This window comes from Halococcus dombrowskii (assembly GCF_022870485.1).
Classification (GTDB): Archaea; Halobacteriota; Halobacteria; order Halobacteriales; family Halococcaceae; genus Halococcus; species Halococcus morrhuae.
This window is the reverse complement of record NZ_CP095005.1, coordinates 715734-728346: the sequence shown is the minus strand read 5'-3', so window position 1 is coordinate 728346 and position 12613 is coordinate 715734. Positions and strand designations below refer to the sequence as shown.

Below are 12613 nucleotides of genomic sequence, written 5' to 3'. Positions count from 1 at the left end.
CACGGTACTTACCGGTGCCTGCCCGATCCACACCCGAATGTCGGGGAGGCCACGGGAGCCGACGGTGTTACTCACCGGCGCGTCCGGGCGCGTCGGTCGCGCGATCCTCGGCCGGCTCGGCGACACCTACGACTGGCGACTCGTCGATCGCGAGCCACCGACCGGCGAGACCGAACACATCTATCTCGTCGCCGACGTCACCGATTCGGAGGCGATGATCGAAGCGATGGCCGACGTCGATGTCGTGGTCCATCTCGCGGGCGATCCGCGCCCGGAAGCGCCCTGGGACAGCGTGCTCGCGAACAACATCGACGGCACCCAGACCGTGCTCGACGCGGCCGCGACCGCCGGCGTCGAGAAGTTCGTCTTCGCCTCCTCGAACCACGCCGTCGGCGGCTACGAGACCGACGCGCGGACGCCGGGGATGTATCGTTCTGACGATGACTTCGACCTCGATGGCACCGAACTTCCGCGCCCGAGCAATTTCTACGGCGTGAGCAAGGCCACCGGCGAGACGCTCTCTCGGTACTATCACGACGAACACGACATGAGCGTCATCTGTCTGCGCATCGGCAACCTGACGGAGAACCATCCGCCAGAGGACTACGAACGCGGGCAGGCGATGTGGCTCTCCCATCGGGACTGCGCACAGCTCTTCGAGCGCGCAATCGAGGCCGACTACGACTACGAGATCGTCTACGGCATCTCCGACAACGACCGAAAATACTACTCGCTGGAGGGTGCTCGCGAGGTGCTCGGCTACGAGCCAGAGGACAACTCCGCGGAATATTAGCCGGCCTCGAAACGGTCGAGAGGGGCAATTGCTCGGTTTCGGCCCCGGTCACAGCCCCGATCGCGACCCGATCGATCACTCAGCGCACGGTGGGAAGCCGGCCGGCTGGAGGAACAGTCGTTTGTTCTCCGCGGCCAGCTCGTCCCAGCTCACGCCGCCCGCCTCGACGATGTGGTCCGGATCGAGCGCCGGGTCGCTGAGAACGGTGTAGGCAGCGAATTCCGGATGACGCAACTCCGGCCCTTCTCCTTCGCCGGCTCCGCCACCGCTGTCACTCTCGGCACCACCGCTATCGCTCCCTCCGTCACCGCCACCCGCCGGCGTGGCACAGAGATCGGGTAACGGTTCGGCGGCCGGTCCGCTCGCTTCGCCAACGACGATGCGCATCACCATCCCGAAATACTCGTGTGGTGCACAGTTCATCTCGTAAACGCCGGGTTTCTCGAAGGTGTAGAGCCAGTAGCCCCCGGCAGGGAGCAACGGTCCGGAAAACGGCGGTACCAACTGCGGCACCCGCCGCTCGAAGCCGAACTGTGGGTGATAGGCCACAACGTTGTGGTGGGGCGTTGTCATCGTGAACCGCACCGTGTCGCCCGGTTCGACGTACAACCCCGTCGGCTCGAAGTAGAACTCCGGGATTGGGACGTTCTCACGTGGACGGATCAGCGACTGCACTTCGTGGTCGGGTTCGACGGGTGGTGCGACCCGCGCCGTCTGCGACGAAAAGCCGTAGACCGGGTGAACCTCGTGACCCGAGATGAGTGGATTATCGAGCGCGAGGTTCTCGACCGGAATCGGCCCCTCGTCGTCCCCGCCGTCACCATGAGCGTGACCAACGCCACTGAACGCCGCGAGTGCGGTCGTTCCCGCGCCGAGTGCTTTCAGATACGTTCGCCTGTCGGTTCGTCCGTTATCGTTCGTGTCGTCGTGCATCGGCGTCTCCTTGCCGGTGGATCGGTTCGGGAGCATCGCTCGCCCGTCGCCACGGTCGTCGGCGTCATCGACGATTTCCCCAACGTCGCTCGGTTCGCGTTCGTGCTCGCCGCCGTCCATCGACGTATCGAGAAGACGTGTCATCATATTATACCTATCGGCTGCACTGAGTTCGGGACGTGAAACAGATAAAGGGGCAGAAACGGAGCGAAGTCCGGATGCGAGGAGGAGAGGAGAGGTTACACCTCGAACAGCCCGTCGACGTCGTGCTCGCGGGCGCGACGGCGCTCGGTATGTTCGGCGAGGCGCTGGTGGACGATCCCCCTGTTCTCCCCGCGCGCGAAGTCGAGCACGAGCGTGACGAACGGACTGGTGGGTCGGCCGTCGTCGAGATCGGCGCGAGCGTAGCCGACGGCGCGCTCGATCATCGTCTCGTCGTAGTCGCTGTTTTCGGCGAACACCGCCGCAGTGATCGTGCTCGCGTCGAAATCGAGGTCGGTGAGCGTGAGTTCTCGATCCTCGTGAGTGAGCGCCAGCGGTGGCGCGCGTTCGATGCGCTCGGGGTCCGCACGGAGGGCAGCGAGGAACGCCCGCACCGCGGCGACATCCACGCCACGATAGGGCGAGGGAAGTGCAGCGAGATAGTCGCTGGCGCTGTCGGCGAGCCCGGTCGCCCCGGTCCAATTGCGTTCGCGAGCGTGATGGATCGCGGCAGTGAACTGGATCAATCCGTGGAGAAACCGTTCGTCGTCGCCATCCGATTCGAGCCAGCGCTCCTCCCAGGCGTCGTGGGCGGCGTGGTGGTTGCCGGCGTTGTGGATGGCGATGCCGGCGCGGAGATGCGATCGCATGGCTGCTCGGTTCTCGATCGACGGGTTCAGACGACGTCCTCGCGGTCGGCGAGGTGGTCTTCGAGTAGCGAGACGTTGCGCTTGTTCGCCTTCCAGGCGGCGTCGACGAGCGTGCCGAGCACCGGCACCGACCCGCCGAGGGTGTCGAGGGTCACGTTGGCGACCATCTTGAGCAGCGTCTTCGGCGGGACGCCGAGCCGAGTAGCTTCGGCGATGATGTAGAGCGACAACGCCGCGCCGGCGGCATCGCCCGAGACCGGAGCGATGCTGAGCAGTGGGTCGAGACCGACGCGGTAGCCGATGCCGGGGATGGCGACCGCCTCGTCGAGCAGTCGTGCCATCGTTCTGGTACGCGCGAGAGCCGCTTGCTCGCGGCCCGTGAGCGCGTTCTCGTCGAGTTCGTCCGTCATGCATCTCGATGGGATCCCCGCACGGATAGGTGCGTTGCCAGCAATCGCCGACGGCGTGGTTCTCCTTTGTCTCCCTTCCCCCTCCCCCCACCCCAGAGTCGGCACGGGAACGGCTATCACGCCGGCGGGTCGAGGGGATGCATGGGTCGCGACTATTTCGAAGACGTCGAGGTCGGCGAGACGCGCACGTTCGGCGAGCGCGACGTCACCCGCGTGGAGATACTCGAATTCGCCGAGCGCTACGATCCACAGCCGTTCCACACCGACGAGTCGGCCGCGAGCGACTCCCTGTTCGGTGGGTTGATCGCCAGCGGCTGGCACACCGCCGCGATGACGATGGAGCTGCTCGTCACGAACGTCTTCGCCGATTCGGCGGCGACCGGTGCGGTCGGCGTCGACGAACTGCGCTGGCCGAACCCCGTCCGGCCCGGGGACGTGCTCTCGGTACGGACGGAAGTCATCGATACCGAACCGTGGAACGAGGAGTTGGGGCTCGTCAGAAGCCGGACGACGACGTTGGCCAGCGAGACCGAGGTCATGTCGATGGTCGGACTCGTGCTCTACGAGCGCCGCGAGCGTTAGGAGCCGAGGACGAACAGTCCGACGGCGGCGAGGACGAACCCGGCCGGCACTGCGAGCACGGTCTGGGGGATCGAGCAGATGCTCGCGCCGCCGTCACGGCTGTAGACGAGCGCCCCGTCGGCGAGTTCGACGAACTGAACCGGCCCCAGTCCACCGATCGTGTCGCCGGTCTGCACACAGGTCGCGGTCGGTTCGAGCACGGCGATGGCGGCGATAGCGGCGACGCCGAGCGCGACGACGGCGATCCCGACGCCCGTTTTGCCCTCCATGCGGCGATATCGTGCACCATGACAGTAATAATCATGGGTCCGATGGATTGCAGTTGCCGGATGAACACTGATAAGCGCTGCCGTCGAAACGGGGGCGAATGAGTGACCACGATCACGAGTACACCCTCGCCGTCCGGCCGAACGCCACGGTTCAGCTCGCCTACAGCACCGACGACGGGAAACTCGCGGACGCGTTTCTCGCCGTCGAGTACGGTCGTGAGGGGATCGATGGCGACGACGCGACCGCGGAGGGGATCGCGTGGCGTGGCTACGAGATCGCGCTCGCCCGCGACGGCGAAGCCGTTCTCGGCGAGAACGTCGAGGCGGCGCTCGATCGCGGGGTCGATCGCGTTCTCGACGGCGAGCGGGCGCTGACCGACGACGATCGCCTCCAGCGTGCCGTGAGCGTTGCGAGCGCGTACGGCCAGCGGGCGAAAGCCGGACTGGCGGGACTCCGCGGGCGAGAAGAGACCGAGCTGGACGCCGAGTTGCCGGAGACCGTCGAACTGTCGGGGCCGGGCGGGACGACGATCGACGTTTCGCTGTCGGAGACCGCGGCCACGTTCGACCTCTACGAGGACGACGGCGGGAACTGGCGCTGGCGGCTGGTCCACGACGACGAGACGCTCGCGGTCAGTCCGTCGGGCTACGATTCGCGCGACGATGCCGAAACGACGATCACGACGATCAAGGAGAACGTGCTCGGCGCGGAGATCGAGGAGTAACGCCCCCTCCCCCACTCCCCTCCCCCTTCCGTCGTCCCTACATTAGTTTCACAGATTCTACGTATCTGCTGCGTTATTTACTGAACTCTGCATCAAGATTATCACGATGGAATTCACACATATGAGTGTGTATAACGAGACAGTAGCAGAGTTGGAAGGTTACACTGATTACGTTGAGTTTGAACGGTTGTGTTCTGATATATTGACAGGTGTAGGATACAGGAAAATAGACCCTCAAGGCGTAGAAGGTAGAGATGGAGGGAAAGACGCCTTATTGAACGACAGAGAGAATAATATAGTATTTCATTTCAGTACGAATGAAAGATGGGAAGGTAAGCTAAAGGATGACTTGAATAAGGTAGTGGATAAGGGAATTGCTTGCAACGAATTTGTTTTTGTTTCTAATAGAATAATAAATGGGGAAAGGAAGAGTGAAGTGAAAGATAATGTGAGAGAAGAATATGACTGGAGATTAGAAATATATGATGCAGAACGTTTGCGTGCTGAGTTAGACAATCATCGGCAAGACCTTCGAAAGAAGTACCTTGGAATTCCTCGCAATTATCAATCACATGTGGACGAAACCATCAACGATCTGATCGACGAACATAATGAAGTGAGGTCACACGTTGTACACAGCAATTACAAGAGAATAGTAGGTTTTTCTATTCCGAATACACAAATTGATGATAGAATGAAATTATTCAATCAATATTATGATTTTGTGGGCGACAGATCGTATCTTGATGATACACTATCAATTGGATTGCCAGATATTTCTGCGCGTCTCAAAACACACGTTAGGTCGGACCACTATTCAGTAGGATATAAGATCGAAAATAGCCAGAATAACTTGACAATTGCACCTGCTTTTCCAGAAAAGCCACAGATACATGAGAGTAATCTATACAATACGGGAGTGGTAGAAGTCGTATGGGATGTGTCTAAAATCACGATTGGTAGAAATACGATACGGAAATTTATAGACAATCTATTCCGTACTTCAAATATTTTGTATGAAGACGATGTTGAAGGCTCCGAGTATATAACGATTGGATTAGCACTAATCAATTCACATCAAATGGAATACAGCGATGGCGATGAGGCATTCTTCGGCGAAGAATGGCTCTTTGTGCACAGAGAAGACGAGCAACTATCAGCAATGAAGGCACATGGCTTCCAAAATTCGTTCAAGAAAAGATCACTAAATAGGATTGGTAATTTCTTCAACCATAGCACATCCTGAAGGAATAGTATACTCGGGATGCGGTAGGAAAGAGCTCAGGCTCGACATTAGCTGTGATCGGATATGTTATCAATAACACATACGAACAAACACTTTGCCAAAATTTTTGAGAGCAATTCGCTACACTTGTCGCGTTGTGAGTCCGAAACGTCCTGTCGGAGTCCCACGCGAGCGCAGCGAGCGTGGGGCACGCCAGGACGCGAACGAACGAAGTGAGTGAGCGTCCTGGCGGAGATTTGAACTCCGGTCACCGGCTCCGCAGGCCAGTAGGATAGTCCACTACCCAACCAGGACTCACTCTCCAGTAGCGGACATCCGGTTAAACCCGTTACGATTCGCGCGTCGCCGCAAGACCCATGCCGCTGGTGGTCGCCCGACCCACATGGAACGCCGCGAGCTACTCCAGGAACTGCTTCTCGTCGGTGGTGCCGTCGCCGTCACCGGCTGTGTCGGCGGTGATAGCGGGGAGAACGGATCGTCGCCGACCGAGGCCGGAACGAGTCGGATGGAGGACGGTGAGCCGACCGCAGCGGGTCCCGAACCGACCACCGCGGGGCCCGCACCGACGAGGGGGCCGGCGACGGGTGAGCCCGCGACGAGCGAGCCGACGACGGAGCCGAGTGAGGGGACGCCGATCGGGGCGGGAACGCCAAGCGCGACGGAACAGGAGGAGGATACGACCGATTCGCCCTCGATCGACGTGCCCGGTGGCGGGAATGGCACGTCGACGGGCGGCACGGCGCGCGTGACGAGCGAGGGGGATGGCTCGCGGATCGTCGTGGAGGGAACGATCGTCGGGCGGAACGGCTGTCAGTCGGCGGTGCTCGACTCCGTTCGGCAGAAGGGGTCGGAGCTGGTCGTCACGATCGCCACGGAGAACGAGGCCGGGACGGGTCAGGCCTGTTCGATGGCGCTGACCGAACTCGACTACCGGTTCGTCGTCCGGCGCGACAGCCCGCCCGACTCGGTGACGGTCGTCCACCGCAGCGCTGGCGGTGAGCAAACGGTGACGACCGCGACCCCGTGAGAGCCGTACCGGGGGCGTGTCGTGCGAACGAGGAAATAACAAAATCGACGGCCAGCGGCGGGCTGTTCGGCGACGACAACGCTTAAGCGGCCACCGCCTATGGTTTTGTTCAATGGGTGCGATAGCGGACATCTATGCGGACCTCGATGCCGAGGTCCCCGAGACGGAGTTCCGCGAGGCCGTCGAGGAGAAGGTCGAGGAGATGGGCGGGCTCGCCGACGAGGAGACCGCGGCGATGCTCATCGCCCACGAACTCGCCGACGGGGAGATCGAGGGTGTCGCGGACATCGAGGCAGGCATGGAGGAGGCGAAGTTCGCGGCGAAGGTCACGCACGTCGGCGAACTCCGCAGCTTCGAGCGAGACGACGAGGACGAGGACGGGAAGGTCGTCAACGTCGAGGTCGCCGACGAGACGGGGCGAGTCCGGGTGGCCTTCTGGGACGAACCCGCAGAGGGGGCCGTCGAGGAGCTCGAACCCGGCGACGTGCTCAAGATCGCGGGTCGACCGCGCGAGGGCTACAACGGGATCGAAGTGAGCGCCGACCGCGCCGAACCGGCGGACGTCGAGATCGACGTCGACCTCGACGGTGCGGAGAGCATCGAGGGACTCACGCTCGGCGAATCCGACGTCACGCTCACTGGTGTCGTGCTCGACACCGACACGATCCGGACCTTCGAGCGCGACGACGGCTCGGAGGGGAAAGTAGCGAATCTCACGCTCGGCGACGAGACGGGAAAGGTTCGAGTAACGCTCTGGGACGAGCAAACCGAGCACGCCGACGAACTCGATCCGGGAACGACGGTCGAACTCGTCGACGGCTACGTTCGCGAGCGCGACGGTGAACTCGAAGTCCATCTGAGCGCACGGAGCACGCTCGAACCCGTCGATGCCGATGTCGAGTACGTCCCCGAGACGACACCGATCGAGGATTTGGAGATCGATACGATCACCGACATCGGTGGCGTGGTTCGCTCGACCGATCCGAAACGCACCTTCGATCGCGACGACGGCTCGGAGGGCCAGGTCAGAAACGTCCGGATCCAGGACGACAGCGGCGACATCCGCGTGGCGCTCTGGGGCGAGAAGGCCGACCGCGATATCGCCGCGGGCGACGAACTCCAGTTCGCGGACGTCGAGATCCAGGACGGCTGGCGCGACGATCTCGAAGCCTCTGCCGGCTGGCGCACGAGCGTGTTCGCCATCGACGGTGGGGCGGCCACGAGCGCCGACGAAGAGGACGATTCTGCGGAGGGACTGGACGCGTTCGGTGGCGGCGATACGGAGGCTGGGACAAGCGACGAATCGGAAGACGATCGAGCAGTATCGGGCGACGAAAGCGGAGATGGAGGAAGTGCGGGCAGCGAGAGCGACGAGGACGGCGAGCCGACTGAGTTCACCGGGACGGTCGTTCAGGCGGGCGATCCGGTCGTTCTCGACAACGGCAGCGAGACGATGCGCGTCGAGACGGACGTCGACGTCGGTCTCGGCGAGGAGCTCACCGCCCGCGGGTCGGTTTCTGAGGGACGGCTCGACGCCGACGAGCTGTTCTGAGCCGGCACGGAAACCCTTAAGACCGAAACAGACTCCCGTATGGCCATGAGTGTCGAGCTCCCGTTCGCCCCGGTCGACGCGATCATCCGGCGGCACGCGGGCTCGTTGCGCGTGAGTAGCGAGGCCACCGAGGAACTCGCACGCCGGATCCAGCGGCAGGGTGCGCGACTCGCCAGCGAGGCCGCCGATCGGGCGACCGACGACGACCGGAAGACGCTGCGCGTGGCGGATTTCGACGGCGACGGCTCGACGGACTCGGAGCTCCCGATCGCGCCCGTCGATCGCATCGCCCGGCTCGACATCGACGAACGATATCGCGTCTCGATGGACGCGCGGGTCGCACTCGCGGGCATTCTCGAACGGTACGCGGGTCGGGTCGCGTCGGCCGCAGCCGTTCTCGCGCGTCACGCCGACCGGCGGACGATCACGCTCGCCGACGTCGAGGCGTATTTTGAGCTCGAACCGTACTACCCGACAGAGGAGGCGTCGTGAGCCCAGTCGATCGAACCGACGTGGGAGGGAGCAGATGAGATACGGCTATTCGAGCGACTGTCTGAACCACGACACCGGCCCGCGCCATCCCGAGAGTCCCGATCGCCTGCGCGCGATCCGACAGGGGCTCTCAAGCCGTCACGGCGTCGAGTACGTCGAAGCCGACGCGATCGGGGAGGCACAGGCCCGCGCGGTCCACGACGACGAATACGTAAAGGAGGTTCGCGAGTTCTGCGCCGACGGCGGCGGCCAGTGGGACCCCGACACGGTGGCCGTCGAGGCAACCTGGGAGGCGGCGCTCAAGAGCGCCGGACAGGCCGTCTGGAGCGCGCACGAAGCCCTCGATGGCACCGAGGGACGGGAGACGCCGTTCGCCATCGGTCGGCCGCCCGGCCACCACGCGGTCGCCGACGACGCGATGGGGTTTTGCTTCCTCAACAACGCCGCCATCGCCGCCCAGTCGGCACTCGATGGAGCCGCCGACCGCGTCGCCATCATCGACTGGGACGTCCACCACGGCAACGGCATCCAGGACATCTTCTACGACCGCGACGACGTGTTCTACTGCTCGATTCACGAACGGGGGCTCTACCCAGGGTCCGGCGAGGTCGGCGAAACAGGTGAGGGCGACGGCGAGGGGACGACCGCGAACGTGGCGTTCCCGGCCGGCGGCGACGACGACGCCTACCTCGCCACCGTCGACGACGTGTTCGCGCCGTTGCTTACCGAATTCGATCCGGATCTGCTGCTCGTGAGCGCTGGCTTCGACGCCCACGAACACGACCCGATCTCGCGGATGACGGTCTCGACGGAGGGCTACGGCGTACTGGCCGCACGCGTCCGCGATCTCGCCGAGCGCTGCGATGCCGGTCTCGGCTTTGTCCTCGAAGGCGGCTACGGTCTGGAGACGCTCTCGGAGAGCATCAACAAAGTGAACGAGGTGTTCGAGGGCTACGAGCCGGTCGCGCCCGACGGTGAGGTCGACGATCGGCTACGATCGATCCTCGACGATGCGCGGACGGCTCACGGGCTAGGCGAGAAGTAGTCGGCGAGATCGGTGCCGAACTCGTCGGCGAGCGCCGGGACGTCGTCACCGACGAGAACCGAATAGCCGTCGTCGATCGCCCGTTCGATATCGGTCCCGAGTGCGATCCCGTCGAACCCGTCGGCGAGAAGGTCGTCTGCCGTCCGGTAGTCGCGTTCGCGCTCGACGACGTAGCGGTCGCCGTCGACGAACGGGCCATCGCAGTCGGCGGTCGCGTAGGTTTCGTAGAAGCGGTCGGCATGCTCGCGCGCGCTCACCGGCGGGCCCTCGTGTCGCTCGACGGCGGGGCGCTCGGCGACGGCGAGTTCGTAGAGGAGTACCCCCGTGCGGTCGGCGAACGCCCGCGAGCGGAGCACGTCGAAGCCGTGGTCGTCGAGGGCGGTGCGAACGCCCGCGAGCGATTTTTCGAGCTGTGGGTAGAGCTGGTCGTCGACGAGCGCCGGTGCGTCGAACCGGACGGCAACAGGTGTCGTCCCGCGGCGATCGAGTTCACGTCGGACGTCTGCCGGCGAGAGCGCCGTCGGCGTGCGGGGAGCGAAGCGCTCGTCGTCGGGATCGGCGAGCAGCTGTCGTGCGTGGTGTTGGAAGCGGGCGAGATTGGTGGCCGAGAGCACTGCCGCAACGTTGCGCTCGGGGTCGGTGGGATCGATCACCACGAGCGGGTCGTCGAAGCGCCGCGTGCCGTGGTCGTCCGGGTCGAAACGCACGGGTGGCTGCCAGTCGGCGGCCGCCGTGACGAGTTCTCGGAAGCCGCCGTATTCGAGCACGAGCAGTTCGGTGAGATAGCCCGAGAACCCGCGGGTGCGGAGGTCGCTGCCGTAGACGCCGATCGCCGAGAGGAATCGTTTGGCGACGCGGACGTCGGTCGCGAGCGCGTCGTCGAGGCGGGCGGCGAGATAGCGCGTGTGGAATGGGGTGCGATCGACGGCCGACCGGATGGCGGTCGCGCTCTCGACGCGATAGCAGGGGACGAGATCGACGGCAAACCCCTCGAACTCGCCGGTGACGTAGGGGTGTTCGGCATACTCCTCGTGGCCATCGGGCAGCACGGCGTGGCCGATGGCGAGCCCGTGACGTTCGAGCTCCGCCCGCGGGAGGTCGGGTGGAAATCGGACGAACAGGTCGATGTCGCGGTCGCCGGGCAGCCACGTTCCGCGGGCGGTCGAGCCGACGTGGAGCGTGTCGGCCGCGACGGGGCAGTCGTCGATGGCCGCCGCGACGCGCTCGTCGAGCCGGGCGGTCGCGGCGTCGAGGCGGGCGCGCTCGTCGCCGTCGGGCGTGACGCGCTCGCGGACCCGCGCGAGGAGTGTGTCGAGGGCGTCGGTCATGCCGTCCCTCCCGGGGCACCGGGCGAAAGCGTGTCGGTCGAAAGCGAAACGGCTATGAACGAACTCCCGCTTTGTCAAGGCAGGGCCGCCGTAGCTCAGTTGGTAGAGCACCTGGTTGTTACCCAGGTTGTCCCAGGTTCGAGCCCTGGCGGCGGCGTCAAAATTTTCGCATTCTAATCCACGTAGTGTAACTTCGCGACAGCAGCGAAGGTAATCAGCGGATTCGTCGATCTGTGCCGGCCGTATGACCCCGATTTCGCCAACAGACGCACTTTTATGCCACGATGGATGACTATGCCCGTAGACGGGCCCTTAGCTCAGTGGTAAGAGCGCTCGGCTCATAACCGAGTGGTCGTTGGTTCGAATCCGACAGGGCCCATCGATTCTCCGGCGAGCGATAGCGAGCCGTAAATCAGTGGCCGAGGATTCGGAGCAGGGAGTGAAGCGGGCGAAACGACCGTGGTTCGAATCCGACAGGGCCCATCCCTTTCGATTCCGCTACGATGGGCGGTTCGGCAGCGCTGTGAGTGGTTCGCGAAGGATTCTCGACTTCGCTGCGAGTGAAAAGAGGGTCGTGTGTTTAGTTTCGGCGCGTCGCGAGCAGTGCGACCGCGAGCAGTGCGACGACCGCAACGGCGAGGCCGAAGCCGGGACCGGACGAACTGCTACCGTCGCCGCTCCCGTTCCCGCCACCGCTTTCGTTGCCGCTTGCGTTGGTGTTGGCTTCGGTACTGTCGGCATCGCCAGCCTCGGTCGCTTCGACGCCGGTGTCGGTAGCGGCGCTGTCGTCGCTCGCGGCGTCAGTCGCTGCGCCGGCGTTCCCGGCGTCCTCGACGGTGACCTGGGCGATGTCGACGACGCGGCGGTCACCCTGCGTGATCGGGGAGTCTTGCTGACCGTTCGAGGAGACGAAATCGAACTGGTCGTTGCCGTTGCTGTCGGTGTGGACGACCGCCGTCAGCGATGTCGAGCCGTTGACCGGCTCGTCGAGCTGGATGCGGATGTTGTCCGACGTGCCGGCGCTGAGCGGGTAGGAGGCACCGACGACCTGGTTCGTCTCGTTGCCCGAACGAGTGCTGTCGTAGATGGCGACGAACCCCTTCTCGGGCAGCGTTGCCGACGAGATGAGCACGCTCTCGCCGCTGCTGTTCTGGTCGTCGAACGTGACGGACGGACCGCTCGTTCCGGTTGCGGAGTCGCCCGTGCCGCTCGTTGCCGTGCCCGCGTCGGTCGTGCCGGCCGGCGACTGCTGTGCGTGGAGGGAGTCGGTGACGGCGAGCGCGCCGCCCGTGCCAGCGCTCACGGCGAGGAGGGCCGCGACGAGAGCGATGGCGATCGAACGTGGTTGCATACTGAGTGC

Annotated in this window: 14 protein-coding genes and 3 tRNA genes; 10 read left to right on the top strand and 7 right to left on the bottom strand. The window is 64.0% G+C overall.

The features are described 5' to 3' along the window. Positions 1-37: 37 nt before the first annotated feature. The gene (gene azf, locus MUK72_RS03965) at positions 38-793 is read left to right on the top strand and encodes an NAD-dependent glucose-6-phosphate dehydrogenase Azf (RefSeq protein ID WP_244704150.1); all 756 of its coding nucleotides are present in this window, start codon (positions 38-40) and stop codon (positions 791-793) included. Between the two features lie 75 nt (positions 794-868). Here the strand turns inward: azf and MUK72_RS03960 are convergent, their stop codons facing one another. The 3 genes from MUK72_RS03960 to MUK72_RS03950 form a co-directional block, all read right to left on the bottom strand. Continuing rightward, a complete protein-coding gene (locus MUK72_RS03960) occupies positions 869-1870 on the bottom strand; it encodes a cupredoxin domain-containing protein (protein WP_244704148.1) in 1002 nt (333 codons plus the stop codon). 95 nt (positions 1871-1965) lie between these two features. Continuing rightward, a complete protein-coding gene (locus MUK72_RS03955) occupies positions 1966-2577 on the bottom strand; it encodes a DUF309 domain-containing protein (protein ID WP_244704146.1) in 612 nt (203 codons plus the stop codon). Positions 2578-2603: 26 nt separating this feature from the next. Further along, positions 2604-2987, bottom strand: a complete 384-nt coding sequence (locus tag MUK72_RS03950; protein ID WP_244704144.1) for a DUF4112 domain-containing protein — start codon at positions 2985-2987, stop codon at positions 2604-2606. Between the two features lie 141 nt (positions 2988-3128). On the opposite strand from MUK72_RS03950, the gene MUK72_RS03945 reads away from it, so the two are divergent. After that, on the top strand, positions 3129-3569 hold the full coding sequence (locus tag MUK72_RS03945) for a MaoC family dehydratase (RefSeq protein ID WP_244704142.1): 441 nt from the start codon (positions 3129-3131) through the stop codon (positions 3567-3569). Here MUK72_RS03945 and MUK72_RS03940 read toward each other — a convergent pair. Next, on the bottom strand, positions 3566-3838 hold the full coding sequence (locus MUK72_RS03940; protein WP_244704140.1) for a hypothetical protein: 273 nt from the start codon (positions 3836-3838) through the stop codon (positions 3566-3568). The two genes, MUK72_RS03945 and MUK72_RS03940, sit on opposite strands and share 4 nt — an antisense overlap. Positions 3839-3936: 98 nt before the next feature. On the opposite strand from MUK72_RS03940, the gene MUK72_RS03935 reads away from it, so the two are divergent. Beyond that, complete coding sequence (locus MUK72_RS03935) at positions 3937-4563, top strand: YegP family protein (protein ID WP_244704138.1); 627 nt, start codon at positions 3937-3939, stop codon at positions 4561-4563. 127 nt (positions 4564-4690) lie between these two features. Further along, a complete protein-coding gene (locus MUK72_RS03930) occupies positions 4691-5809 on the top strand; it encodes a hypothetical protein (protein ID WP_244704135.1) in 1119 nt (372 codons plus the stop codon). A 221-nt stretch (positions 5810-6030) separates the two neighbouring features. Here MUK72_RS03930 and MUK72_RS03925 read toward each other — a convergent pair. Further along, positions 6031-6103, bottom strand: a tRNA-Arg gene (locus tag MUK72_RS03925). Positions 6104-6191: 88 nt separating this feature from the next. Here MUK72_RS03925 and MUK72_RS03920 point away from each other — a divergent pair. The 4 genes from MUK72_RS03920 to MUK72_RS03905 all read left to right on the top strand — a co-directional run bounded on the left by MUK72_RS03920 (position 6192) and on the right by MUK72_RS03905 (position 9925). Then, positions 6192-6836: a hypothetical protein gene (locus tag MUK72_RS03920; protein ID WP_244704133.1), complete on the top strand. Its 645-nt coding sequence runs from the start codon at positions 6192-6194 to the stop codon at positions 6834-6836. Between the two features lie 112 nt (positions 6837-6948). After that, positions 6949-8388: a single-stranded DNA binding protein gene (locus MUK72_RS03915; protein WP_244704130.1), complete on the top strand. Its 1440-nt coding sequence runs from the start codon at positions 6949-6951 to the stop codon at positions 8386-8388. A 45-nt stretch (positions 8389-8433) separates the two neighbouring features. Continuing rightward, the gene (locus MUK72_RS03910) at positions 8434-8880 is read left to right on the top strand and encodes a histone family protein (protein ID WP_193363106.1); all 447 of its coding nucleotides are present in this window, start codon (positions 8434-8436) and stop codon (positions 8878-8880) included. A 34-nt stretch (positions 8881-8914) separates the two neighbouring features. Beyond that, entirely contained in the window at positions 8915-9925 is a 1011-nt protein-coding gene (locus tag MUK72_RS03905) for a histone deacetylase family protein (protein WP_244704127.1), read from the top strand. On the opposite strand, the gene cca is transcribed toward MUK72_RS03905, so the two are convergent. After that, positions 9904-11253, bottom strand: a complete 1350-nt coding sequence (gene cca / locus MUK72_RS03900; RefSeq protein ID WP_244704125.1) for a CCA tRNA nucleotidyltransferase — start codon at positions 11251-11253, stop codon at positions 9904-9906. The two genes, MUK72_RS03905 and cca, sit on opposite strands and share 22 nt — an antisense overlap. Positions 11254-11337: 84 nt before the next feature. Between cca and MUK72_RS03895 the strand changes: the two genes are divergently transcribed. Together MUK72_RS03895 and MUK72_RS03890 are read left to right on the top strand one after the other, a co-directional pair. After that, a tRNA-Asn gene (locus tag MUK72_RS03895) sits at positions 11338-11410 on the top strand. A gap of 149 nt (positions 11411-11559) precedes the next feature. Then, positions 11560-11632 (top strand) — tRNA-Ile (locus MUK72_RS03890). A gap of 201 nt (positions 11633-11833) precedes the next feature. On the opposite strand, the gene MUK72_RS03885 is transcribed toward MUK72_RS03890, so the two are convergent. Next, positions 11834-12604 carry a DUF7282 domain-containing protein gene (locus MUK72_RS03885; protein ID WP_244704123.1) on the bottom strand — a complete coding sequence of 257 codons (771 nt, stop codon included), beginning with the start codon at positions 12602-12604 and terminating at the stop codon, positions 11834-11836. Positions 12605-12613: the final 9 nt, after the last annotated feature.